Below are 24,384 nucleotides of genomic sequence, written 5' to 3'. Positions count from 1 at the left end.
GACTGGACCAAGCACAATTCCCCTGGACCAGTCTCACACTTATTCCTCTTCTAATTTTTCCGCTAAATATGTCCATCTTTCCATCATATATTCTAATTTATCGGTTAGTTCTTTTTCTTCTTCAAGAAGCAGACGAACTTTTTCAAAATCGCTCCCCGCTGCTGACATTTCTGTCGTGATCTCTTTCAGACGCTGCTCGACCTGTTCCATATTACCTTCGATTTCTTCCCATTCCTTACTTTCCGCATAGGTTAGTTTTTTCTTTTTCTTTTCTGTGCGGTTTAGCTGAGGCTCAGGCTTTTTTTCAAGAACGGTCTCTTCTGTTTTTTCCTCTAAGAACTCTGAATAGCTGCCATAATAAAAATCAATTTCACCTTTATTTTTGAAGACTAGGAGCTGATGACAGGTTTTATCAAGAAAATAACGATCATGTGATACGGTAATAACTACACCTGAAAACGTTTCTAAATAGTCCTCGAGAACTGTCAAAGTTTGCGTGTCCAAGTCATTCGTCGGTTCATCCAATAGCAGGACATTAGGTGCTCCCATTAAGATGTTAAGCAAATACAAACGTCTTTTTTCTCCTCCGGACAGCTTGCGTATTGGGGTCCCATGAGAACCCATTGGGAATAAAAATCTCTCAAGCATCTGTGCAGCAGAAATAACACTGCCATCTTTAAGAGCGATTGAATCAGCTGTTTCCCGGATATATTCTATCATGCGAAGATTCTCATCCATATCAACGCTTTCTTGCGTATAATAACCAATTTTCACCGTTTGTCCTATTTCAAGATTTCCTTCATCTATCGGTTCTCGCCCAGCCAAAATGTTCAATAATGTAGATTTTCCGCTCCCATTATTACCTACGATTCCAATGCGGTCACCTGGCTTGAATAGGAAGGAAAAATGTTTGAAGATAGACTGTTCACCAAAAGATTTAGAGATATCTTGCATCTCCAGGACTTTTTTTCCAAGGCGGGCACCACTTAATTCCATTTCAAGGCTTTCAGTTTTTTGCTTATCTTTCACACCCGTTTCCAATGTTTCAAAACGTTGAATCCGAGCCTTTTGTTTAGTGGTTCGTGCCTTTGCACCTTTACGAATCCAGGCCAATTCTTTTTTAAATAGACTTTCCTTTTTCGTTCGTTCCGTTGATTCGTTTTCTTCCCGAATAGCTCTTGATTCTAAATAGTCAGCATAGTTTCCTTTATATTCGAAAAGCTTTGACTGTGCGATTTCCCAAATTTTATTGGAAACGCGATCAAGAAAATAACGATCATGGGTTACAAATAAAACGGACTTCTGATATTTAGCTAAATATTCTTCGAGCCAGGTAATGCTTTCAAAATCAAGATGATTCGTAGGTTCATCCAAAATGAGCAAATCAGGAGTTTCAATCAAAGTCTTTGCCAGTGAGGCACGTTTTTTTTGGCCACCTGACAGTTCACCCAATTTCCTTGAATGATCTGGAAGACCGAGCTTTGTCAATATCGTTCGTGCGTTCGCACTTGTATCCCAAGCACTAAGGGCATCCATTTCCTGCTGTTGCTTTAACAAACGGTCTTGAATTGTACTATTCTGTGGATCTAATTGAAGCTGAATGAGTGTTTTTTCATATTCCTTAATTAACGAAAATACTGGAGTTGAACTTTCATACATATACTCCATAATCGTTAATTTTTCATCAAAATAAGGATCTTGAGATAAATAAGAAATCGTGTAATCATTCGGATGATCCTTCGTTCCCAAATCACTATCTTCTAAGCCTGAAATAATATTCAAAAGTGTGGATTTTCCAGTTCCGTTTATACCAACGATCCCAATCTTTTCGCCTTCGGTAATGGAAAAAGAAACATCTTTAAATAATAGCTTTTCCCCTTGGGTTTTCATTACATGTTCCATGCTAAAAACTTTCATAATCGTACATCCCATTCCTTATAAAATTCCTCTAAAAAGCTAACCATATATTCATGCCTATCACTTGCAATCTTCTTAGCTGTACTGGTGTTAAGCATATCTTGTAACCGTAATAATTTTTCATAGAAGTGATGAACGGAAGAGCTTTTACCCGTCCGATATTCCTGTTTTGTCATCTTTTCACGTACAATAAGTGACGGGTCATACATTGGTTGACCCTTTTTTCCACCAAATGCAAATGTCCTGGCAATCCCAATGGCACCAATCGCATCCAAGCGGTCCGCATCCTGAACAATTTCAGCCTCAATAGAAGGAAGTTGTTCGTGTCCAGAACTATAAGAAATTGTGTCGATAATCTGTTTAATATCCTTAACAGTATCTACATCTAAGTTAATTTCCCTAAACCAGTCATCCAGCTTTCTCCAACCTGCATCGGCATTCTGATTTAATTTATCATCTGGAATATCATGAAGGAGAGCCGCCAATTCAATGATAAATTCATTTCCCTTTTTTTCTTCTCTTGCAATATGTAAAGCCAGTTTTCGAACACGATCGATATGGAACCAATCATGACCACTGGCATCAGAGTTCAATTGGTTATATACATACTTTTCCGTAAGCTCAATCATAGTTTGTTTCATCTCACCACTCCAAGTCCATTCTATTTTACCATGGTTCTTGTTAATGTGCCTTAATCTTCATTGAACCAACTGATTCCAATCGTTTGTTCACCGGTATGCACCCCTATCGCACTGCCGAGTGGAGATACATGCGTCTTTACATTAGGAAATTCTTCAGAAATCATTGCTTTCCACTTCTCGGTCTGCTCCGACATCGCCCCGTATAATATAGTGCATTCTTTCACTTTTCCTGTTTCAACTGAATTTCGAAAATCGCTGAAAATTTGTTTTTCCGCTTTTTTTATGTTTCGAGGTTTCGATTTAGTATGAAGCAACCCATCTTCAATTGAAATGATGGGTTTAAAACTTAATAGACTTCCGAGAAAATATTGGGCATTTGTTAACCTGCCACTGCGGTGCAGCTGATCCAAAGAACCTATTAACACATAGGTTTCATGGCTATCTGCATATTTTCTTGTTTTAACGAAGGCCTCATCAATTGAGTAACCATTTTCAATATAATGCATGAGCCGTTTCAGTACCAAGAGCATCGGAAAAGAAATAAGTAAAGAATCAAAAACATCTACAGGTATCATAACCATCTGTGCGGCCTGCTGACTAGCGGAAACAGTACCGCTCAATTTACTGGAAAGATGAACTGATATGATTCTATCATAGCGTATTTCAAGCATCTTATATAACTCATAAAATCTACCCACAGACGGCTGTGAAGTAGTCGGGTTTAACTTTTCTTCATTCATCCTGCGATATAATTCCTCAGATAAAAGGTCGACACCATCTTCATATTCCTTGCCATCAATGATGACAATCATCGGAACTACATATACATGTTCATTTAGTGATAATTCTTCGTCTAATAATCCTGTACTGTCCGTTACCCATGCAATTCGTTCCATAGTTTACCTCCTGAGTAAAATAGTTGTTCTTTATTATATTCAACTTTCTCCTCATCTTTCCCCTTTAGAAAACGAATGTATTTGTGGTATTTTTCAAACTCCATGTAACATTACATAAAAAGAGCTCACCGGAAAAACTTCATCCGATGAACTCATTTTCATTCTTTATAATAATTTTTTTAAATCATCTTCTATTTCCAACGGTTTTATACGAGGAGCATATCGACTGACAATATTTCCTTCGCGGTCTATCAGGAATTTGGTAAAATTCCATTTTATCGATTTTGAACCCATCACTCCAGGCGCATTTTCAGAAATATACCTGAATAATGGATGTGCATCCTTCCCATTAACATTCACTTTTGCAAACATCGGGAATGTTACGCCATGATTCAGTTTACAGTAAGAATCGATTTCCAGTTCATCGCCTGGCTCCTGATTCAGAAACTGATTACATGGAAAACCAAGGATGACTAAACCATCTTCTTTATATTGTACATATAAGCTTTGCAAATCATCATACTGTGGCGAAAAACCGCATTTGCTTGCGGTATTTACAATAATCATTACTTTCCCTTTGTATTCCTCAAGCGAAATGGACTCGCCATTGATTTTTTTCACTTCAAATTCATAAATGGACATGTATGATCTCTCCCTAAAGTATGATGCTGTCATTTTACCGTATTTAAAGATCACTTTTCCAACTTTAATATACTTTATTTTTAATTTCCCTCTGTCCCCTTGGCTACTTTTAGAGATTGGATCAAATACTCTACCATATCTTCTAAATCTTCCATTTGCTCTTCTTTTACAAGCCTTCCAAATGAAACTTTAAACGTAGAAAAATTTACTGGCTGCTCTTTTTTACTGATCGTTTCGGTCGTCGTCACAGTAATGATTCTTTGCTTCCCCCAAATTTTCTCCAGCTCGATAAAGATATCTTCTACTTCTCCTGCCCCAAGTTTTTCTTGAAATGAAATGAATATATCAACCGTACATCCAGCATATGTATCATTACTATTGAATTCGAGTAACTCCGAACTTAAATTCTCGAGTGAAGCATGTAACTCAATGCCACCAACAACAGAAATAGGTGCGATAGGTTCCTTCAATTCCATTTCAATCTTATATGTTCTTGACATTGTTGAGAGATTAACAATATCATCACGGCTAATGACCAATATATCTCCAACAAAGTCACGATCATAAACTGCCCCTTCTAAAACTACCTTCATATTCTCAAATGCTGTGGGATCAAACAATCTCCATACACCTCTCCAACCTCTTAAGTTTTTCAAAAAGAACTATGTATATGTCTCCTCCCCATTTTACCATTCTCGAGAATTCGTTAGAGGATTTACAAGAAATTATTAAAATAGCTTTTCTATTCGGAAATTTTCTATATAATTAAAATATTATGATTTTTGAAGAAGGAGGCTAATTATGCCAATCAGAATACCTGGAAAACTGCCAGCTAAGGAAATTTTAGAACAGGAAAATATCTTTGTAATGGATGAGGAAAGGGCAACTAGGCAGGAAATTCGCCCATTAAATATATTGATTTTAAACCTTATGCCTGAGAAAGTAAAAACAGAGGCTCAGCTGCTACGCTTTCTTGGCAATACTCCTATTCAGGTAAACATATCATTTCTACGCTTAAGCACACATGAATCGAAAAACACAAGTAAATTTCATTTAGATCAATTTTATAAATCATTTGATGAAGTCCGTTCTAAAAAATATGATGGCTTGATTATCACAGGAGCTCCAGTTGAAAGATTGGAATTCAAAGATGTTAATTATTGGGAAGAATTACAAGATATTATGAACTGGTCAGCCGAAAACGTCACATCTACACTACATATCTGTTGGGGAGCACAAGCAGCGTTTTACCATCATTATGGAATAGGCAAATACGAACTACCTGAGAAATGCTTTGGCATTTATATGCATGAAGTACTCGAACCAAATGAAAATCTAGTCCGTGGTTTCGATGATAATTTTATGGCGCCTCATTCGCGCCATACTGACATTGATTATCAAAAATTAGTTAATCATCCAGAATTGAAGATTTTAGCTCAGTCCGATCAAGCCGGAGTATTAATGGCCGCCTCTGTTGATGGAAAAAGAATAATGGTTACAGGTCATTTCGAGTATGATGCCGAAACACTCGGTGAAGAGTATAAACGTGATAGGGAACGCGGAATTGATACGCAGCTTCCTGAAAACTACTATCCTGACAACGATCCAACTAAGGTACCGCTTCACCGCTGGAAAAGTCACTGTAGCCTCATGTTCTCCAACTGGCTGAATTATTATGTCTACCAATTGACCCCTTATGAGTGGGATTGAAAGGGAAAGGGAAAGAAAAAAAGAAACTCTCTCATTAATTGAAGTACTTTTTTTCGGGGAAACCTGCTGAATCTAGTATGGATGAAAAAACCTGAGTTCTTGACTCAGGTTTTTTCATGTTTAAGTTTTTCTGGAATTCTAGCTTTAAAAATTTTTGTATTTGCTTTATGGTGTTTTTTTATCAAGACTCTTTATTACCAAAATACACCTCTTCAAAAGGTTGGACTACGACAAATCCCTGTCCTTCAAATTTCATCTGAACCGATTCCCCACTTCCTCTTCCAAAAAACGACTTTAATGACACATCGGTTACAAACTCAGGTTGTAGGTCTCCAGACCAAGCGACAGTTGCATTTGGATCCGTATAGACTGGGTTCTCCCTATCTACCATTAATGTGAGAGGCTCATAATGTGAGGTGAATGCGACCATCCCTTTCCCTTCAAGTCTGACATTGAACAATCCACCCGCAAGCAAGCCGGCAATACGCCGCATCATTTTAATATCCCATTTTATGCTCGGCTCAAAGGCGAGTAAATCGTTACCGTTTACACTAATTGATTCCCCATTCAAATGTAAGATGGAAATCTTCTTCCCTTGATCTGCCACATACAACTTTCCACTTCCGGTCGCTTTCATCAAAGATGCACCCTCACCTGTAAAGGCCTTTTTAAAGAGTTTGCCAAATCCGTGTTCTAATATTCCTTCTCTTTCGAATTTAATATTGCCCCGATAAGAAATCATTGTCCCCATTTTCGCCCAGATTTGTTGTTCAAGATTTATTTCCAAAATTCTTTCCGTTTCAAGTTCAAACAAACCTTGCCCCTTATCCTGCTGTTTCGTTTTTTCGACGAATTGATTGATTTGATACTTTTCCATCACTGATTACCCTCTTTTTGAAGGAGAAACAACCACATAAAAGATACGGCTTGCTTTAAATCCTTTGAAAAGTGACCTAGTTTTGTAAAGTCTACCCCTCTCTTGGCGACGCCGGTATCAGCGACTGCATTCCATCCGCTTTCCACTGCTATTTTCTCAAACTCCCATGGCTGCATTGTGTTCATGATCACTTTGTCGCCTAATAAACGTTGGAAACTAAACTTTTTACGTGGTTCCGCAGTCGGACCAAGTATTCCAAAACAGGCATAGCCGCCAGGCTTTATTATACGGTGAATTTCCTTCACAACCGTTAATGGTTCACCTGTGTATTCAAGAGAATTAATTACCAATGCCGCATCCATTTCTTCGTCCTTAAATGGGAGACTATAAAAATCACCTTGAATAAATGAAAGTTCAGGCTGATGTACGGTCTTTTCCATTGCAAATTCAATCATGACGTTAGAAAGATCAATTCCAATTACTTCATAACCCGCTTCAGCAAGTTTAAGAGATCCAACTCCATCTCCACAGCCTATATCAGCTACCTTACTTCCCCTAGGCACATATTGAGAAAAAAACGGGATTATATTTTTTCGACTTCCCGTTTCCCACATTTCTTGCGAATTCTCTACCCACTTAGAAGCAAAGTCATCCCATTTCTTTTCCGATTCTTTATGCCAAGTATGTAAATCCATCCGGCATTCCCCCCATTCTAAATCTTTGTTTCACATGAGCACATAGAATTGTTAAAGAACTAACAAGGATATACTAACCTCGTTTCTGTTAACTTTTTGTTTACATCAAGCCCGTCTCTAACTATGACTTCTGAGGCTTATTTATAGCTATTCTGTTCTTACTCTAAAAATCCCTTTTTTAACCTCTCCTATTATCCACTTCTTGAACGCCATTTGTTTTATAACTTATTAGATTGTCTATTCCCTTTTAAAACAAAAAAGACTGTATGTAAAAGAGGTTCTATCTAAATTTTATAACAAAGTTGATTGGAGCGGAAGGTGCGAGACTCCTGCGGGAAAAGCGCGTCTAGGGGAGACCCCGCAGGCGCAAGCCGAGGAGGCTCCCGGACCGCCCGCGGAAAGCGAGTGCCCTACGTTCCAATCAACGTTCAAATTGTACAAGCCATAAAAAAACTGTAGGCAAACTCGATTTTCATCGAGTTTGTCTACAGTCTGAAAACTGCCAATGGCAGCTTATTTTGAGTTTTCTTCGTTTCTTTTTTGTATATTTCTTAAATCCTCGACACGGCTAGGAGATTCCTCAAAGAATTCAACAAGATCTCCAATCCGATCGATAGCATTCCAACTAAGGTGATGTTCGATACCCTCAACATCATGATAGATATTTTCTTCCTTGACACCAATCAATCTTAGCATCTGTTCTAATAGTTCATGTCGGTATACAAGCCTTTTACCCACTTTTTTCCCATTTGCAGTCAAAACGAGACCACGGTACTTTTCATATATTAAATATTTTTCATGATCTAGTTTTTGAACCATTTTTGTAACTGAAGAGGGATGTACTGAAAGATTTTCTGCAATATCGGAAACCCTAGCATATCCTTTTTCTTCAATAAGTAAATAAATTTGTTCTATGTAATCCTCCATGCTCGGTGTAGGCATTCGGAATCCTCCCATTCAAACGCATATCTAAAAATTTTACTATATAAACGACCCCGAAACAAGAAGTTATCGTCTCAGGACGTCTTTTAAAGAAGTTTATTATTAAGTTTGCTTGACGGCTTGTTCTGTTGGAAATGTAAAACTAATCTTCTTGTCAGAATCGGACCAAGATAAAATTGCGTCAAAGGTCTTTTCTCCTTTTTTAAAGCCACTTATTAAATCCGTTTCGCCGCTTGCCAACAGCTTTTTTATATTTGCTTGACTAATCTTTTTATTCAGGATTTTTTTGGAGATAGTGAAGTTACACTTGGTTTTCTGATAACTCACACATCCATAAAAATCACCTTTATCGACAATCTTAGAACCGCATAACTTGCAACTGCCTACAGATGCAGTATTTCTTTTTTTAGAACCGCTCCGTTGAATTGATTCAGTATCCAGCCCTTGAAAATCCCAGTTTTCCGATGATTCCACGGCATCACTGATAATTTTAGCCGACATCTTTTTAACAGCTTCCATAAATTCACCAGCGGAAGCCTTTCCTTCCCCGATTTCCCTTAAGCGCTGTTCCCATTTAGCCGTCATTTCAGGTGAAGCCAGGATTTTTTCTCCGATGGCAGTAATCAGTACTTTCCCTTTATCTGTCGCATACACCTGATTTTTTTTAACATCAATATATTTACGGTCTTTCAGCATAGTTATAATGCCAGCACGAGTAGCTTCAGTGCCAAGTCCTTCTGTTTTCATCAAAACCTTTTCTAACTCTTCATTATCCAGATGTTTTCCGGCAGTTTTCATCAATGTAATCAACTGACCTTCTGTATAGCGCTTAGGAGGCTGGGTTTTTCCCTCTTTCACTTTTACACTAGCTACCTGTCCAGAATCCCCTTTTTTGACGGGCGGCAAAATGATATCGTCATCATCCTTATCATTTTGGAAAATTACCTTGCGCCATCCCTCTTGGATTTGCTGCTTGCCCTTAGAAATGAACTCAGCCCGCTTATCTACAAGCGTTTTAATTGTTGTATAATCGAAAATTGCCTTCTCATAATGAGCCGCAATCAGGCGGCGTACCACCAAGTCATAGATATTGCGTTCTTCAGCGGAAAGGCGCTTTGGGTCTGTGACCTGCTCAGTTGGGATAATTGCATAGTGATCAGTTACTTTTTTTTCATTTACAAACCGTTTATTATTTATGATGCTTGATTGAGGCAACGGAAACAGGGATTCATACTCTGAAAACCTGCTTAATTTTTGCAAAATATCGGGAAATGTCTCAGCTTCCCCCTCGGTAACATAATTGGAGTCAGAACGCGGGTAAGAAACAATCCCTTTTTGATATAAACTTTGAACAATATCCAGCGTCTTTTTCGGTGAATATTTATAAATCTTATTCACGGTCGCCTGTAATGAAGATAGATTAAATAATAAAGGTGGCTGAAATTCTTTTCTTTCTGTATCCATTTCTGCAATTTCAGCTTCTTTACCTTTACAAAAGGCGGCTATTTTTTCAGCCAGTTCTTTTGTTTTAATCCTCGGATCGTTGTTCTGCTGCCACTTTCCTTGATATTTATTTCCATCCATCTTGAAGTCAGCAAATACTTCCCAAAACGGTTCAGATTTGAACTGTTCAATTTCCATTTCCCTTTTTACTATCAAAGCGAGGGTAGGCGTCTGAACCCTGCCGGCTGAAAATACATCCGACACCCCTCTTTGTTTCAATAAAATGCTATAAGCTCTAGAAGCATTCATACCAACAACCCAGTCTGCACAAGCTCTCGTATATGCTTCATAATAAAGTGGCCTTGTTTTTTCTTCGCTAATCAGATTTTGGAATCCTTCATAAATGGCTTTGGGAGTCAAAGAGGAAATCCATAAACGTTTCATCGGTTTTTTGACGCTGCATAGATTGACGATATTGCGTACAATCAATTCTCCTTCACGACCGGCATCGCCAGCATGAATGATTTCATCAACATCCGACTTCCTAAGCAAAGTTTTCACAACATTGAATTGCTTTGCCTTTTGTCGAGTCACTTCATATTGGAATTTCTCAGGAATCATCGGCAATGTATCAATCGACCATTTTTTCCATTTTGAATGATACGTTTCCGGTGAAACTAGTTGACATAAATGCCCAACTGCCCATGTTACATAAGCACCATTCGGAAATAGTTCATTCGGCAAAATTTCTATATAGCCTTGCTGTTTCTTCGTTTTAAATTGAGCTGCTAACGTTGAACCCTGATCTGGTTTCTCCGCAATGATTAGCTTCATATTTTCGTCACCTAATCCGTTTTAAAAAATAACTTTCTTTATTATTATACCTTAAATATATATATCGGCTAGATTTGAGTTAGTTTTTACAGAACTGCTCCTATAACGGGATAGAATAATTACTTAACGCCAGTGGAGAATGGGATTTTCATAAGTCTCGGCCAAATATAGGCAGATTAATATGCAAAAAAAAAGCTTCGCTAATGGATGGTTAGCATAGATTAGGGGGAATCGGAGTATATACAAAAGAACAAGTGCGATGTTAAATATGCCCTTCCTAGCTTTACACTGTTTAGATGAAGAAATTAAATTTTTTGATATTATTAATACAAAAGCTAAAGGAATTGGATCTTCATTAAGCAGATATTTGAAGAGAAACAACGATAATCTTAGTTGGATTGCGACCCAACTTATTATTAATCCTGATAGCCCTTTTTACAGCATCGGGACTCTTATTGGTAAGAGAAATAAAGAAAAGCATATCACACTACAAAACATCCATAATTTTTTAAAATTATTGACGAGAAAGTCAGATTTAGCTGAATTACCCAAAGAAAAAATTTTATATATTTCACTCTATTACTTTAATGAAATAAAAAATATATTGCCTAACCAATGGAGCGACTATAAAAAATATAGACTAACTCATATAGTTTGTTTAAATGCTCTATCCATCGCTGGAAATCAAATTATTTCAGAGAACTATAATTTTTCATCTAATCAATTGAACAATACTGAAATTTCTAAGAGTTTAACCAATATTCAAAACATTGATTGGTCAAGTGAAGGAAGTTTAAAATATTTGAAAGGAGTAAGTGGCTCTAATCTTTTGGCAGCAGATTTAATTACCTCATTTAAAAATTAACTGATAAAAGGTTGGTTTATATGGAATTACCATGAATGAACGATATGCCAGCCTGAAGTCAGTCCAAACAAATGCCCGTTATGGGGTTACCCGTAAGGTTAATCAGCTCACAAAAAGGAGAGCAAACCCTATAAAAGGTTTACCCCCAGTTTTTATTTGAAATTAAATTTATTAGACTCTAACATTGAAACTACGTTTTTAATTGTTAACTCACGTAACTTAACTTTTTTATTTCGATAATCAATTCCATAGAGTGAGCAACAGCAAATAAACCATTAGCCTTGATCTCTAAACTGTTTTATAAGGGTATACCAAAAATGAATATAAAGACAAAAAGAAAAGAAAAGTGGTTATTTAACCACAATACATTGTAAATTAACTAAAAAAATTATTCGGTTACTACTTATGAATTATTGTGAAAATTCTTCAAATTTACCATATCCTATATGTCACTTTTCGATAAAGATAAGATGTTAAAGTTCCCCTTCATGATTCTTAAATGTTTTCCCATCATGGTAGTATAGTTAAGAGCCTAAATGAACATTGTCGTTTTCTTTCAATTTGACGAACAAGTTGCATAAACTATAAAAGTTAATTAAAATTAAAAGAAGCTGATGAAATCAGCTTCTTTTTGCAAATGTTTTATAATATTTTTACACTAATCGGATAGAGATAAGGCTCATTAGGTTCACTGATTTTTTCCCAATCAGTAATTTTGATTACAGGAAGCTTCTTCCCGTTATACGTCGTAATTTCTATTACACCATTTGCTTTGATCCATGTATCCTTGTCTAGGGAAGAAGCCTCTGGGAACTCTGAAAGAAATCCAATAATACTTGCATCTGCGACACAGTGAGTAATTAAAAATCTTGAAATCACCAGCTGATTTTGAGCAAATCCATCTTCTTTATAAACAAAGCCCTTTAATTCGATTTTTCTTCCTTTAAACTTATTAATATCTTTACTCATTTCTTCATAATAGGCTGCATAAACATAGTCATTCATCTCAATATTTTGGTTTTGTTCTAACTGTTGTATCAGTTGATTATATTCTTCCTCTGAGATTTCTTCCTGCTGGTTTTCTAGAAGAGCTGGGTCTACAGGGTTGTCATCTATAGAGGGATTAGCCTGACCATTTATGTTACTCTCTTCCATTTCTTCTGGAGGGTTACTGTTTTCTTTATTTTTGTCTTCTTTAGGTGCTTGTTTTTGGTTTGACAGTGCCAGCATTGCCCCTTTCTTATTGGCAATAGAAGCATCGAGTACTTTGGCTGGAAGCAGAAACCCAGTTAGTAATGGAAACACAATAATAAAATACGAAATTAGTTTTTTTGTGTTAAAAGAAGAATCTCCATGATCATGGTTATGGTCGCAGTCATGGTCGTGCTGATCACAATGATGATAGCTGCTTTTCTTTACTTTCCATGTCCTTGTAATTTGAATAAAAAACAAAATCAAAAATATTACAGAAGCTACTTGGCTTAAACTTTCATATTTTGGGTTAATGAACTTTGTAATTTCACCGGTGAAATGAAGCTTAAATATGAGGGCCGAAAAAGCTAGTAAAATTAAACCTCTAGTAGCTTGCTGAAATTGGATTTGCATGATTTTCCCCTCCTTATAAAAAGCTCTGCATCAGCATTAAAGTGATAAACACCATAGAAACAACCAATGCTAGCAAAACCATAACAAATTTAAATCGAAAAACGCTCAGCATCATAAGTGTGTTCTTGAAATCCATCATGGGTCCGAAAATTAAGAAGCCAAGGATTGATGAAACTGGAAAAATGCTGCTAAAGGAAGCTCCTATAAACGCGTCTGCTTCAGAACATAGAGATAAAACGTAAGCCAATCCCATCATTACAAATAAAGAAGAAGCCGGACCGTTTCCAGCCTCCAACAAGGATTTTGCTGGCATATAGGTTTGTACAAAAGCAGCTAAAAAAGCTCCCATAACCAGGTATTTCCCCATATCAAAAAACTCATCAATTGAATGTGTGAGCATCGACCAAAAACGCTTGGAAAGTGATTGATTTTTACTGTGATTATGGGTTGAAATGATGGAAGGCTTAAATTGATTGCCTTTAAAAATCCAACTGACAGCAAAGGCAACCATTATAGCCACCAGAAAACCTAACCCCATACGCAATCCAGCAATTTTAAAATCGTTTCCAAATGCCATATATGTAGAAGCAATAACAATCGGGTTGATAAGAGGGCCTGTTAACATAAAACCCATCGCAGCATGAATAGGTACTCCTTTTACAACTAAACGTCGAACAATGGGGACGATTCCACATTCACAGGCAGGAAACAGCGCTCCTACAATACAGCTCATGATTACAGCCATAACCGTATTCTTTGGTATCCACCTTTGAATATGTTCCTCAGTAACAAAGATTTGGATCACTCCAGCGATGAGGACCCCAATTAAAACAAAGGGCAGGGCTTCTATTAAAATACTTAGAAAAATAGTATTTAAATTTAACAATGACGGTGGAATAACAAAGGTATCTTTTATACTAGAACTGAAAGAAAACAGGAAAAGAGCTAGCGCTATTATGATAATACCGGTTATATCTATCATATAACTCCGAATAATCCGAATCATAGGTACCTCCCTTAAAATATAATGTAGTGCTTCTTCCATAAAATATATTAGAAAGTTGTAGAGTATGAATGAAAGATTTACTTAATAATATATAGCAAACTTTAACAATTAAATTCACATGACTAATAGTAAAGAAAGCCCCGCCACAAAAAGATGGAAGGGTTATGAAAGTTTTAGATTCTAGCTATGTTTAATATTTTTTCTCTATACTATGTTTGATTTTATTCATTTAATGCTATCTGAATGGTTTCTAGATTTTTTCTCATGATGCTAAAATAATCATCATCTTGTTTTCTATTCTCCTCTGTTATCGCTTCTAGATTATGAAGAGTAAGAGACTTCGTTCGATTTCATTTTGAATCATCTCTGCAACTTTTGGAGTTAGATTCTGCTCGAAAATCACATAATGGACGCCATGTTCTGTTGATTCCTGAACGATTTCTTGTAATTCTTTCTGAGAAGGCTCCTGTGAAGGAGATAAACCTCTTTCCCAATATCCATATGCTGCATGAGATACTAATTCGTTTTGGAGTTGTCGACGGTTGATTTAAAATCTTGATTTAGTTTTTCTAAATGGCTTTTTAATTGAAGAAAATTAGATTCAAACTCGAAGCATGTTCTGGCATTATATCACTTAACGAATTTTTAATATTGTTAGCAAGGTCAATGGCAAAAACAGGATCTAACCATACATGGGGATCCAAATCTCCGTGGTCATGGCCATCGTCTTCATGCACATGATCTTCAGTTGCCCCTTCCCCGCCTTCGTGATCATCAGAATGTGTTTCCTCGCTTTCGTGTTCAAGTTCGTCAGAGTATGTTTATTCGCCCTCATGTTCATGTTCATGTTCGTCAGAATGAGTTGAGTCTATGAGCTCAATTCCTTCTGCTGCTTTTAAAATACTTACGTTTTCCTTTTTCAAGTTTTCAGCTGCTTTTTCTGCAAAACCTTCAATCCCCACTCCAGCATAGAAGGTTTCTATTTTTAAATCGGAATTATTACGTTTTAAATCTTAAAACAATTTTAGAGTAATGTAAAGGATTATTAGGAGGATAGTAAAAATTAACATGTACTAAAACAGGAGACCGTAATTTCATTACGTCAAAAAACAAGAGAAACAACCCGGACGGATTAGTACTGATGAAATATAGTCCACGCCTAAAAAGATCCACATTAAAACGTAAAACAGGCTTCCAATATTGTAAATGAGCAGATTTTTCACATAGTTGGTGATTCTACTTTATGGCAGCTCATATCTTAATATAGAAGTTTTTTAAGTTCACGTCTTATTAATATTTATTTTCGAGATCTTTTAATTGAGAGTAAACTTCCCTACTGTCTAAATTTTCTCCAATAACAACGAAATGATTTTTAAAAGCAATATCTTGTGGATAATAAGAAGGTACCCCGTATGTATATTGGAATAGATTAACTTTCCCTTTTTCTTCCTCGAATCGAACAAAGCCTTTTATTCGGTGAATTGTATCAGGAAGTTTCATTAACCAATTTTCAAAATCTGTTTTTTTAATTTCATTCGTAAAGGTATATGTTAATGATTGGATATGCAAACGTTGATGAACATTCAACTTCTCAAATTCACAAATGGAATTACGATTGGAATAAGGAATACCTGATAATGATATGTTCGAAAAATTAGTTATATGAAGAGTTGCACCTGGATTTATTGATTTTAAATCAGCTTTAATTTGCTGTAATTCTTTTTTACTTAACCGAATGGTTTTATTGATGATCAAGGTATCTCCATGTTTTACTTGTTCTTCATATAAGCGATTCAGTTGAGGACTATTTCTGCTCCTTTGTAACCATCTGTCTGCATCAACCGTTGTTATGATTGAGCGTATGGATATACGGTCAGCAATGACAGGAGACAGACAAGCATCCAGGATTTCAATAGGATGGGCCACACCAGATGCCTCTATGTATATTACATCAGGTTGATGCATATGGAATAATGTTAATAAAGAGATTTCCAATTCATCTTTAGCCGTGCAACAGATGCATCCATTCAACAATTCCTGTAGAGGAACCTTGTCACCAATTATGTCTGAATCAACGGATTTCTCGCCCAATTCATTCATTAAAACTGCCACTTTTCTTCCGCTACCTTTTTCATCCATTAATAGATTCTGCAACAAAGTAGTTTTTCCACTTCCGAGAAATCCACTTATGATAACTACCTCTACTTGTGCCATTTTAACTACTCCTTAATAAACATGTTACTTTAAAATTATGTTAGTAATAATATGTCTTTATTTGATGCAATCTTTTGTTTTCCTTTTTACCAGGTTTTCATGTTTGCTCATTTTAAATAAACTTATTTCCGCAAAATTGAATACTTATCATATAATCTTACCTATTCATAAAAAGATTTATCTTATACATTCCAAGTAAATGGGTCTGGAAGCCCTGCCCAGTTGCTTTCTAACTCACTTACCGTTAACAAGCACGCATCCAATTCTTTTGTGAGTTTACTTGTGTTGATATCCATCCCAATGAAGACTAGCTTAGTATGACGATCTCCATACTCAATATCCCATTCCTTAAGGATTTGTGGTTCATTTTTAAATATCTCCTCTTGTTGTAGTTCCGATAGAGATGCAACCCAATAAGACAATGGCTCAAGTGTCACTGATGGCCCTGCTTGTGAAAATAGCAAAGCTACATTATTTCTGGTCGCACACCATGCAATCCCTTTAGCTCGTACGATTTCTTTAGGCATTGAATGTATCCAATTTGAAAATTTCTCTGAATTAAAAGGCAATCTTCTTGCATAAACAAACGATGATATTCCATATTCTTCGGTCTCGGGTGTATGTGCAGCATGCCCTTCATTTAATTCTTGAAGCCAACCTGCTGAGGCGCTTGCTTTATCAAAATCAAACAGTCTTGTATCCAAAATGTGTTTTGTATCTACCTGGCTATTTTCTGTACGGATCAGCTTAGCATCAGGTTGTAATTTACGTAATACATTCTCTAATTGATTTAAGTTTTCATCCTCTATCAAATCACATTTATTAAGAATGAGTACATCGCAAAATTCAATTTGATCTATCAATAAATCAGCAATATTTCTATCATCACTCTCACCTACTGCTTCCTTTCTATCCAGTAAGGAATCCCCTGAATGAAAATCATGCCAGAATCGATTCGCATCTACAACCGTAACCATAGTATCCAATCGGCAATATTCAGTTAAATCGATACCCATATTCTCATCTATATATGAAAATGTTTGTGCCACGGGAATAGGCTCGCTAATCCCCGTTGATTCTATGAGAATATAGTCAATATCTCCTGCTCTAGCCAACTTTTCTACCTCTTGAAGCAAGTCTTCACGTAATGTACAGCAAATGCAGCCGTTGGACAATTCAACAAGCCTCTCTTCTACCCGTGAAACATGGCCACCTTGTTTGACCAGTTCGCTATCAATATTTATTTCACTCATGTCATTTACTATCACTGCTACTTTTAATCCTAGGCTATTTTTTAAAATATGATTCAGTAAAGTTGTCTTTCCAGCCCCTAGATAACCACTTAATACGGTCACCGGAATTTTTTTCATTTTATTTCCCTCACCATCTAATAAATAGTAATCATTACCATTTATATTATAAAGAATTTACGATTAAACTTGCAGCTTGACGTGCACCAGAAATATTACGTGCTATAGGACCCATTTCAAGTTCTGCTAATGCACCTGTCACATATAAGTTTTCTCCCCATTGTAAATTTTTTGAAACAATAGGATAACCGCATTCTGCACACCTTAAATGATATTTTTCTATAATAGGTTGTATTAGAGATTTACCAGGTAAAGAAGATTCAAAACCAGTAGCTAATATTACCATTCCAAAGGTTCCGATTTTATTATTTTTATCGTCGGATAAGTGCACCCATTTATCTTCTGCTTTTATCGCCATCACTTCATGATCGGATACATGGATTGTTCCTTTTCTTATTCTATTTTTTAAGGTTGCATATAAATCTTGCGGAAGTGACCCTCTATGTCTGGCGTTTTTGATTTGTTCTCTTCGCATTCGGTAGTCCGTTATTTTTCGATAACCCATCTGATTCTTTGGTCCAAGCCACGCTGGGTCACTATCAAAGGTATGGATTCGAAAGGGGTGCCTTTTTATTATTGTAACTTCAGCAGGAAAATGGTTTGACATTTTTACAGCTAGATGTGCTGCTGTAATACCACCACCTATGATAGCAATAGGTACAATAATTGAGGTGAAATCCAATGCTTTATCATCGAAAATATGTAATACCTTATCTGGGTTTCTTTTCTTCAAATCTCTTGCCCATTCAGGCCACATAAGTTGATCACCTATCCCCAAAGCTAAGACAAGATTTTTTCCATATACCTTCTGCCCATTAGTTAAGGAAACAGACCAACGATCATCTGTCTTTTCAAGGGTTAATGCTTCTCCTTGTATCCAGGCTTTTTTTATTGCTACTTCTTCCATAAGCAGATTACAGTGTTCATTGAAAGCATCAAGTGAAGGACGTTTATAATATCCGTACAGAGCTGTAGGCCAATCATTTTTGTTTCTTTTCACGTAGCTTTTTAAACTATCTGGTTTAACATCGATGTGGTGTACAACCGGTGACCGTAGGTACGGCATAGATATGATATCAGCTCGTTTTTTCCACTTTTCCAAAGGCCTAGCATTTTTATCAATAATAGCTAACTCATTAATGGTTACCTTGCCAGTCTTTAATAAAAATGTGGCTAATGTGGTTCCCTGTATGCCGCCTCCAATAATAATCCACTTAAACATAACTACCTCCTTATGTATAATCAATATCATAATTACTTACTGTAAGAAAGACGCAATCCTTGTATGAAAATTCTCTCCATTTGTTATTTCTCATCAATATACCTAGTTTATAGCATGCATCGAATCTTAATTGTGAGGGTAAATGGGGCCATACATAATGCTATTGAACTAGTCACCAGATTAGTCTTTTTCCCTTATCTCAAAAGGAAATTAATGAAGTATCATTGGAAAATAACTCAATACTTAAATTAGAATGGTTCAGTTATCTTTTGCACAGATGGCTTTAAGGTTAAGATAAGAAGATAAATGCTCGCTGGGTAGTTTTATCGGATTGCTTAAATTTATCGGTATAATCAATCCATTTAATTCGATTACACCGTTCATCTATAGATTTATCTATTTCCATTTGTGCCTCATCCATTATTTCCTTTATTGTAGAGATATGGAGAGAGAAGTGGTCTGCTGCAGCTTTAAATGGAGATTTCTCAATCATTAACTGAAGAAATTGTTTTTCATCCACAGAAACTTCCTCTAATTGATATTCCATACTCTCAATATACTGGTAAACTTCTCTGTGTATATCAGGTAATTTCTTGATAACACTTCGAAGTAAAAATTCCATTAAGATAGGATTAATCCGCTCCATATATTCACCCCTTAATATTTCCATAAAAACACCAACTACCAGATTTTAACATCTGGTAGTTGGTGGATTGAATATTTTACCAACTAGCTTTTTTCACACCCGGTATTTGACCTTTGTGAGCATACTCTCTAAAAGCAATCCTAGACATTTTGAACTTTCTTAGATATCCCCTTGGCCTTCCAGTTACTTCACATCTGTTCTTAAGCCGTGTAGGTGAAGAATCTCTAGGAAGTTTTCCTAGTGCTTCAAAATCACCTTTTTCTTTTAACTCTGCACGAATGGCTGCATATTTCATCACCATCTCCTGCCTTTTTTGTTCTTTAACAACTTTTGATTTTTTCGCCATAATAATTCTCCTTTTTCAAATCGAAATGATTACGTTTTATTATAAATGCTTTTGTTTATTTAATTTATTCTCTTAATGCTTTATTTGGTTTCTCTGTGTAACGTACGTTTTTTTAATCGTGGACAATATTTCATTAGTTCAATTCTATCCGGGTTATTTCGTTTATTCTTTGTAGTAATATAATTGCGATCTCCAGTTTCCGTACATGCTAACGTAATATTAATTCTCATCTTTTTTCCTCCTACATTGTTTTAAATTTACTCATATTTGTTAAAAAGAAGGTAGTGGGTCTTTAAATTCCGACCAATCTTGATTCATTTCTGCTTCCGTAAGTAAGCATTCGTCCAAAGTTTCTTCAATTTCTTTTTGATTCATATTAATTCCAATCATAACCAATTCGATTATTCGGTCACCAAATGTTTCGTCCCAATTATCCAAGAGTTCTGGTTCATCTTTTAAAATTTGCATTCGCTCTTCTTCGGGATAACTCACTATCCAATTTCCTGCTGCCTGAATAGTTAGAGAAGGTCCAGCTTGCGAGAGAAGTCCGGAAATGTCGTTTCGTGTAGCTAACCAAAGAAATCCTTTAGAGCGTACCACCTCTACTGGCCAATTATGTATCCAATTCATTAGCCTTTCTGGGTGGAATGGCTTATTGCGGCGATATACAAATGATGCTATACCATACTCTTCTGTTTCTGGAACATGCTCTTCATTTAATTCTTTAAGCCACCCTGCCCCCTGACTGGAAGTCTCAAAATCAAAAAGTCCTGTGTTTAGAACTTGAGTAAGTGGTACACGTGAATATTCACTCTCAATAATACGGGCCTCTGGATTGAATTTTTGTAAAACTGATTTTAGTTCTTGAACATTTGTTGACGATACTAAATCGACTTTGTTCAGTACAATCACATTAGCAAATTCAATTTGATCAATTAATAAATCGGCTATTTCCCTCTCATCATTTTCATCAACTGCCTGCTTACGATCCAATAGAGTTTCTCCGGATGCGTAATCATGCCAAAAACGATTAGCATCTAAAACTGTGACCATAGTATCCAGCTTACATAATCTAGACAAATCTATTCCCAAATTTTCATCAACATAGGTGAAGGTCTGAGCTACTGGTATTGGTTCACTTATTCCACTTGATTCTATAACGATATAATCAATATCTCCTAGCTGTGCAAGCTTTTCCACTTCAATCAGTAAATCTTCTCTAAGCGTACAGCATATACAGCCATTTTGCATTTCTACCAGTTTCTCGTTAGTTTTAGAAAATCCCCCTTTTTTCACCAAGGTAGCATCAATATTTACTTCACTCATATCATTGACAATAACAGCTACTTTAAGATTATCCCGATTAGTTAAAATGTGATTTAGCAGTGTGGTCTTTCCTGAACCAAGATAACCACTTAGTACTGTAACTGGAATTCTTTTCGAACCCACATTTTCACTCCTTTCAAAAAGCACCCTAATCATTAATTGAATATAATCACGCATACAAATCGAAACTATTACGATTTAATATGTAATAATACACAGCTATACTTTATTATTAAGGTTTGCTTTTTCTCTCCCGCTATGGTTAATAGCTACACTATTATAAATCGGAACGATTACTATTTACAAGTTTTTTTTATAAATAAATTTTTGCATCTCTTTCTTTAGTGTTCTAAATCCTTATTAATTCTACTTAATTTCGCATTTTTCTGACCAAAGTTTTTGCCATTGTACTAACTACATCATTGGTTCCCTATTTATGATAGTAAGTGAGAAACTTAATTATACAACGATAAAAGAATGGAAAACAAAATAACGCTTAAAATACTTGTTATCATCTGTTTTCCAGCTAATAAGAATGCCTCTTTAAAAGAAAGTTCTTTCATTATTTTTACTAAGGTTACTAAACAGGCAGTAAATGTACTACAGAGGAAAACCGCAATAAATAGTTCTCCTACTGCTATTTGTTCTGCCATAATTCCGGAACCTTCATTCAATAATAATATTCCGTCCTTACGGAATAAACTTGCAACAAATGCAGGGGCTATATCAGTAGATAAGCCAATAACAACCAATAAGGGTGCGATAAACTCCTTTAAAATTTCCATCCATCCCAGAAAATCAAATAATGAAGCAACCAGGCAAATAATTAAAAAAATTGGCATAGCTTGGACAAGAAATTGACTTAAAACAGGCTTTAGTCTATAGGATAAAGTTTGTCCGGAAGGCCATTGCAAGAAAGTCTCTCTTTTTTTAAACATTGGAACCAATGTTTTTTTATTCCAAATTTTCCCGTGAATAAGTGATATTAATATCAAGATGAATATATACGGGATAATAAGAAAGATATGTCCTGAAGCACCAAAGACAGATAGAGACGCTCCTAGCTGATAGCTACAGGCAGAGCCAAAGGAAATAACTGATATGCAGTTCTTCCTAGTACAAATGTTGCAACTTCGACTAGATTGTATTGCAACAACATTGCATCCAAAACCGTTAATGATAGGAACAAGATCTTGTCCGGTTAAACCAACTTTTCTCATAAGTGGATCAAGTGCATCTGTAATTTGATCCTTTAATCCACTTTCTTCTGTAATCGCAATAGCTAACCCGAATAAAATCACTACCGGAAAAGCCCAAATGAAGGAGTAGATTCCCAATGATAGTAGTCCAAAATCTCCAAAGAGAACAGTTTTTAAGGTTTCAGGAGCCCCTCCACTCCATCTAATAAGAGAATTAACAATAGTTGATTCTACAATGCCCTCTACTCTTTTTGAAAACTGGTAGGCTAAAAAGATTGGGAGTGAATAGATAACTAGTAAAGTTATAAGAGCCACATATGGCCCTAAGATTCGCACTTGGAACAGTGATTTTAAGTCCTTTATTTTTTTTATACGTAAATTATTAATTGCCACACTTTCTGCAAAAGTAACTGATCTTGCTAACTCACGTATTTTATCCCCAACTCTTGAATCAACTCTTCGTGTGTCCATTATAAATAAAGGGAATTTGTTTTTTTCTTTAAAATCATTTAATTCATTTAGTGATTCTTGATCCATTTTATCTTCAAAGCTAACTATGACAGCAATCGGCTTATCTTCAAAAGGGAAAACTTCTGTTAAGACTTCAATCTCCTCTTTAAAGTGGGTGCCTCTAACTATAAACCAATATTGATCTGCAGATTTTATCATTTTTCTTGTATATTGACTTGAGACTAATTCACTTCCTATACGGATTCCAGGTGTATCCATATACCGGGTCTGATTTTCATTCACTTCTAGTATTGTAGAGGTAGATCCTTTAACATTAGATCCCTGAGTAGGGAATTTTTTTGGTAATAATCCTTTGAGTAGCGTAGTTTTTCCTGATGATTCTAAACCCAATAATACAATTTTCATATTAATCTCCTAACAGGCGCACCCTTTCTCACAACAAGATAAGTCATCAAGGTACATGGCAGACTTCTTATACATTTCAAAAACCTCTTGATTGCGAGGAAGATTATGATGGAAAAAGATATCCTCAGCAATAATGGCAAACCTTTGGCGGAATTTATAAATAAAACAAAAAATTGTATTACTTTGTCTTACATTCGGTCCAATCAAATATACTGAAGGGGCTTGCGTGGACTCATCCTTTTCAGTTAAGATTGGTAGTCCTTCTTCGTTCCATTCAAATAACTCCTTGAATTGCTTCGCACCGCTCCCAAAACCAGTACAGATAATTGGTTCCCATTTAGTTTCTACAACATCTCCATTCTCGAATTGAATGAGAAACATGTCTTTTTCATCGTCCTTTTCGACGGAGATTGCTCTACTCATTGGATGTTCAAAGATTCCATTAAGCGCATTTGTTGATTCAAGCCTTTCTCTTGTAAATGGTGATAAGGTCCTACTAGGATCTACCTCAATATCAAACCACTGTTTCGCAGAGTAATATACATCCACTTTTCTCCCTTCTTTATTTAAGTGATAGGCCGCATCCGCTGCGCTCTCACCACCACCAATAATGATTCTATCCCCTTCAATTTCTTTCCATGAGGTAACATCGCCGTAATGTATACCATATTTAAAAGGACGTTTTGGAAATTGGAATTCGCCACAAGCAATAATAACTGAATCTGAGAAAAAACCATCACCCTTCTCGCTTATTTGTACCCAATACTTTTCTTCCCTTTTTTCTACTTTATGTACTTGTGTATTTTCACTAACTGGCAACTTGTAGTGTTCAGCAATCATACATAAATATTCGCCATATTCCTCCCCTGATAAGTGTTCTTTTCCAAAAGTATATGCAGGTGACGTATCAGGTAAAATCGCGTTTAAATCTAAATAACTAAAACCATGAGCAGTAAAAGATGGTGTGATAAACCTTGTTTCTTCAGGCCATTGAAAGAATGTTGAACCAACTTGATCCCTCTCTAAAATAATAAAATCATCTATTCCATTCTGCTTTAATAGAACACCCATACCAATCCCTGCTGGGCCTCCTCCTATAATCGTAATCATGT

The 24,384-nt window shown here is 36.0% G+C and carries 23 protein-coding genes and 2 pseudogenes; 3 read left to right on the top strand and 22 right to left on the bottom strand.

Going from position 1 to position 24,384, the window contains the following annotated elements; translation table 11 throughout:
• Positions 1-39: 39 nt before the first annotated feature.
• The 5 genes from ACQKMR_RS06675 to ACQKMR_RS06655 all read right to left on the bottom strand — a co-directional run bounded on the left by ACQKMR_RS06675 (position 40) and on the right by ACQKMR_RS06655 (position 4,716).
• On the bottom strand, positions 40-1,917 hold the full coding sequence (locus ACQKMR_RS06675; protein WP_427696577.1) for an ABC-F family ATP-binding cassette domain-containing protein: 1,878 nt from the start codon (positions 1,915-1,917) through the stop codon (positions 40-42).
• Entirely contained in the window at positions 1,914-2,558 is a 645-nt protein-coding gene (locus ACQKMR_RS06670; protein ID WP_427696576.1) for an HD domain-containing protein, read from the bottom strand. The genes ACQKMR_RS06675 and ACQKMR_RS06670 overlap by 4 nt, the downstream gene beginning before the upstream one ends.
• Before the next feature lie 50 nt (positions 2,559-2,608).
• Positions 2,609-3,454: a DegV family protein gene (locus tag ACQKMR_RS06665; protein WP_427696575.1), complete on the bottom strand. Its 846-nt coding sequence runs from the start codon at positions 3,452-3,454 to the stop codon at positions 2,609-2,611.
• Between the two features lie 165 nt (positions 3,455-3,619).
• Positions 3,620-4,096 carry a glutathione peroxidase gene (locus ACQKMR_RS06660; protein WP_427696574.1) on the bottom strand — a complete coding sequence of 159 codons (477 nt, stop codon included), beginning with the start codon at positions 4,094-4,096 and terminating at the stop codon, positions 3,620-3,622.
• An 80-nt stretch (positions 4,097-4,176) separates the two neighbouring features.
• Positions 4,177-4,716 carry a hypothetical protein gene (locus ACQKMR_RS06655; protein ID WP_427696573.1) on the bottom strand — a complete coding sequence of 180 codons (540 nt, stop codon included), beginning with the start codon at positions 4,714-4,716 and terminating at the stop codon, positions 4,177-4,179.
• 181 nt (positions 4,717-4,897) lie between these two features.
• Here ACQKMR_RS06655 and metA point away from each other — a divergent pair, with 181 nt between their 5' ends.
• Complete coding sequence (gene metA / locus ACQKMR_RS06650; RefSeq protein WP_427696572.1) at positions 4,898-5,806, top strand: homoserine O-acetyltransferase MetA; 909 nt, start codon at positions 4,898-4,900, stop codon at positions 5,804-5,806.
• Positions 5,807-5,987: 181 nt separating this feature from the next.
• Here metA and ACQKMR_RS06645 read toward each other — a convergent pair whose 3' ends face one another.
• The 4 genes from ACQKMR_RS06645 to ACQKMR_RS06630 form a co-directional block, all read right to left on the bottom strand.
• On the bottom strand, positions 5,988-6,683 hold the full coding sequence (locus tag ACQKMR_RS06645) for an AIM24 family protein (protein WP_427696571.1): 696 nt from the start codon (positions 6,681-6,683) through the stop codon (positions 5,988-5,990).
• A complete protein-coding gene (locus ACQKMR_RS06640) occupies positions 6,683-7,378 on the bottom strand; it encodes a class I SAM-dependent methyltransferase (RefSeq protein WP_427696570.1) in 696 nt (231 codons plus the stop codon). Before ACQKMR_RS06640 ends, ACQKMR_RS06645 begins: the two co-directional genes overlap by 1 nt.
• 513 nt (positions 7,379-7,891) lie before the next feature.
• Entirely contained in the window at positions 7,892-8,320 is a 429-nt protein-coding gene (gene mntR, locus ACQKMR_RS06635) for a transcriptional regulator MntR (protein WP_427696569.1), read from the bottom strand.
• 102 nt (positions 8,321-8,422) lie between these two features.
• The gene (locus tag ACQKMR_RS06630) at positions 8,423-10,597 is read right to left on the bottom strand and encodes a DNA topoisomerase III (RefSeq protein ID WP_427696568.1); all 2,175 of its coding nucleotides are present in this window, start codon (positions 10,595-10,597) and stop codon (positions 8,423-8,425) included.
• A gap of 259 nt (positions 10,598-10,856) precedes the next feature.
• Between ACQKMR_RS06630 and ACQKMR_RS06625 the strand changes: the two genes are divergently transcribed.
• Positions 10,857-11,462, top strand: a complete 606-nt coding sequence (locus ACQKMR_RS06625; protein WP_427696567.1) for a hypothetical protein — start codon at positions 10,857-10,859, stop codon at positions 11,460-11,462.
• A 642-nt stretch (positions 11,463-12,104) separates the two neighbouring features.
• On the opposite strand, the gene ACQKMR_RS06620 is transcribed toward ACQKMR_RS06625, so the two are convergent.
• The 4 genes and pseudogenes from ACQKMR_RS06620 to ACQKMR_RS06605 all read right to left on the bottom strand — a co-directional run.
• Positions 12,105-13,067 carry a TIGR03943 family putative permease subunit gene (locus ACQKMR_RS06620; protein ID WP_427696566.1) on the bottom strand — a complete coding sequence of 321 codons (963 nt, stop codon included), beginning with the start codon at positions 13,065-13,067 and terminating at the stop codon, positions 12,105-12,107.
• A 13-nt stretch (positions 13,068-13,080) separates the two neighbouring features.
• Positions 13,081-14,073 (bottom strand): permease, encoded by a 993-nt coding sequence (locus ACQKMR_RS06615; protein ID WP_427696565.1) that lies wholly within the window; start codon positions 14,071-14,073, stop codon positions 13,081-13,083.
• 316 nt (positions 14,074-14,389) lie between these two features.
• On the bottom strand, positions 14,390-14,620 hold the full coding sequence (locus tag ACQKMR_RS06610; protein WP_427696594.1) for a metal ABC transporter solute-binding protein, Zn/Mn family: 231 nt from the start codon (positions 14,618-14,620) through the stop codon (positions 14,390-14,392).
• A gap of 34 nt (positions 14,621-14,654) precedes the next feature.
• Positions 14,655-14,825, bottom strand: a pseudogene (locus tag ACQKMR_RS06605) (metal ABC transporter solute-binding protein, Zn/Mn family); the annotation flags it as partial.
• Between the two features lie 311 nt (positions 14,826-15,136).
• Between ACQKMR_RS06605 and rpmG (ACQKMR_RS06600) the strand changes: the two are divergent.
• Positions 15,137-15,283: pseudogene (rpmG, locus tag ACQKMR_RS06600) on the top strand (50S ribosomal protein L33); the annotation flags it as partial.
• Between the two features lie 80 nt (positions 15,284-15,363).
• Here the strand turns inward: rpmG (ACQKMR_RS06600) and ACQKMR_RS06595 are convergent.
• From ACQKMR_RS06595 to ACQKMR_RS06555, 9 genes are all read right to left on the bottom strand, one after another.
• Complete coding sequence (locus tag ACQKMR_RS06595) at positions 15,364-16,287, bottom strand: GTP-binding protein (RefSeq protein ID WP_328178458.1); 924 nt, start codon at positions 16,285-16,287, stop codon at positions 15,364-15,366.
• Between the two features lie 182 nt (positions 16,288-16,469).
• On the bottom strand, positions 16,470-17,657 hold the full coding sequence (locus tag ACQKMR_RS06590; RefSeq protein ID WP_427696564.1) for a GTP-binding protein: 1,188 nt from the start codon (positions 17,655-17,657) through the stop codon (positions 16,470-16,472).
• Positions 17,658-17,703: 46 nt separating this feature from the next.
• Positions 17,704-18,879, bottom strand: a complete 1,176-nt coding sequence (locus ACQKMR_RS06585; protein WP_427696563.1) for an FAD/NAD(P)-binding protein — start codon at positions 18,877-18,879, stop codon at positions 17,704-17,706.
• A 289-nt stretch (positions 18,880-19,168) separates the two neighbouring features.
• The gene (locus ACQKMR_RS06580) at positions 19,169-19,525 is read right to left on the bottom strand and encodes a hypothetical protein (protein WP_367234935.1); all 357 of its coding nucleotides are present in this window, start codon (positions 19,523-19,525) and stop codon (positions 19,169-19,171) included.
• Between the two features lie 76 nt (positions 19,526-19,601).
• A complete protein-coding gene (gene rpsN / locus ACQKMR_RS06575) occupies positions 19,602-19,871 on the bottom strand; it encodes a 30S ribosomal protein S14 (protein ID WP_283914847.1) in 270 nt (89 codons plus the stop codon).
• Positions 19,872-19,951: 80 nt separating this feature from the next.
• A complete protein-coding gene (rpmG, locus tag ACQKMR_RS06570; RefSeq protein WP_251428333.1) occupies positions 19,952-20,101 on the bottom strand; it encodes a 50S ribosomal protein L33 in 150 nt (49 codons plus the stop codon).
• Positions 20,102-20,141: 40 nt separating this feature from the next.
• Complete coding sequence (locus tag ACQKMR_RS06565; RefSeq protein ID WP_427696593.1) at positions 20,142-21,353, bottom strand: GTP-binding protein; 1,212 nt, start codon at positions 21,351-21,353, stop codon at positions 20,142-20,144.
• Positions 21,354-21,652: 299 nt separating this feature from the next.
• Complete coding sequence (locus ACQKMR_RS06560) at positions 21,653-23,272, bottom strand: nucleoside recognition domain-containing protein (RefSeq protein ID WP_427696562.1); 1,620 nt, start codon at positions 23,270-23,272, stop codon at positions 21,653-21,655.
• Between the two features lie 9 nt (positions 23,273-23,281).
• Positions 23,282-24,382: an NAD(P)/FAD-dependent oxidoreductase gene (locus tag ACQKMR_RS06555; protein WP_427696561.1), complete on the bottom strand. Its 1,101-nt coding sequence runs from the start codon at positions 24,380-24,382 to the stop codon at positions 23,282-23,284.
• Positions 24,383-24,384: the final 2 nt, after the last annotated feature.

Origin of the sequence: Peribacillus sp. NPDC096540, assembly GCF_050278525.1 — a bacterium.
GTDB lineage: Bacteria > Bacillota > Bacilli > Bacillales > DSM-1321 > Peribacillus.
This window is presented reverse-complemented; position numbering and strand designations above follow the sequence as displayed.

Coding starts and splice junctions, on each gene's coding strand:
- ACQKMR_RS06675 (WP_427696577.1), bottom strand. CDS start 1,917: ATGAAAGTTTTTAGCATGGAACATGTAATGAAAACCCAAGGGGAAAAG.
- ACQKMR_RS06670 (WP_427696576.1), bottom strand. CDS start 2,558: ATGAAACAAACTATGATTGAGCTTACGGAAAAGTATGTATATAACCAA.
- ACQKMR_RS06665 (WP_427696575.1), bottom strand. CDS start 3,454: ATGGAACGAATTGCATGGGTAACGGACAGTACAGGATTATTAGACGAA.
- ACQKMR_RS06660 (WP_427696574.1), bottom strand. CDS start 4,096: ATGTCCATTTATGAATTTGAAGTGAAAAAAATCAATGGCGAGTCCATT.
- metA (WP_427696572.1), top strand. CDS start 4,898: ATGCCAATCAGAATACCTGGAAAACTGCCAGCTAAGGAAATTTTAGAA.
- ACQKMR_RS06645 (WP_427696571.1), bottom strand. CDS start 6,683: ATGGAAAAGTATCAAATCAATCAATTCGTCGAAAAAACGAAACAGCAG.
- ACQKMR_RS06640 (WP_427696570.1), bottom strand. CDS start 7,378: ATGGATTTACATACTTGGCATAAAGAATCGGAAAAGAAATGGGATGAC.
- mntR (WP_427696569.1), bottom strand. CDS start 8,320: ATGCCTACACCGAGCATGGAGGATTACATAGAACAAATTTATTTACTT.
- ACQKMR_RS06630 (WP_427696568.1), bottom strand. CDS start 10,597: ATGAAGCTAATCATTGCGGAGAAACCAGATCAGGGTTCAACGTTAGCA.
- ACQKMR_RS06625 (WP_427696567.1), top strand. CDS start 10,857: ATGTTAAATATGCCCTTCCTAGCTTTACACTGTTTAGATGAAGAAATT.
- ACQKMR_RS06620 (WP_427696566.1), bottom strand. CDS start 13,067: ATGCAAATCCAATTTCAGCAAGCTACTAGAGGTTTAATTTTACTAGCT.
- ACQKMR_RS06615 (WP_427696565.1), bottom strand. CDS start 14,073: ATGATTCGGATTATTCGGAGTTATATGATAGATATAACCGGTATTATC.
- ACQKMR_RS06595 (WP_328178458.1), bottom strand. CDS start 16,287: ATGGCACAAGTAGAGGTAGTTATCATAAGTGGATTTCTCGGAAGTGGA.
- ACQKMR_RS06590 (WP_427696564.1), bottom strand. CDS start 17,657: ATGAAAAAAATTCCGGTGACCGTATTAAGTGGTTATCTAGGGGCTGGA.
- ACQKMR_RS06585 (WP_427696563.1), bottom strand. CDS start 18,879: ATGTTTAAGTGGATTATTATTGGAGGCGGCATACAGGGAACCACATTA.
- ACQKMR_RS06580 (WP_367234935.1), bottom strand. CDS start 19,525: ATGGAGCGGATTAATCCTATCTTAATGGAATTTTTACTTCGAAGTGTT.
- rpsN (WP_283914847.1), bottom strand. CDS start 19,871: ATGGCGAAAAAATCAAAAGTTGTTAAAGAACAAAAAAGGCAGGAGATG.
- rpmG (WP_251428333.1), bottom strand. CDS start 20,101: ATGAGAATTAATATTACGTTAGCATGTACGGAAACTGGAGATCGCAAT.
- ACQKMR_RS06565 (WP_427696593.1), bottom strand. CDS start 21,353: ATGATTAGGGTGCTTTTTGAAAGGAGTGAAAATGTGGGTTCGAAAAGA.
- ACQKMR_RS06560 (WP_427696562.1), bottom strand. CDS start 23,272: ATGAAAATTGTATTATTGGGTTTAGAATCATCAGGAAAAACTACGCTA.
- ACQKMR_RS06555 (WP_427696561.1), bottom strand. CDS start 24,382: ATGATTACGATTATAGGAGGAGGCCCAGCAGGGATTGGTATGGGTGTT.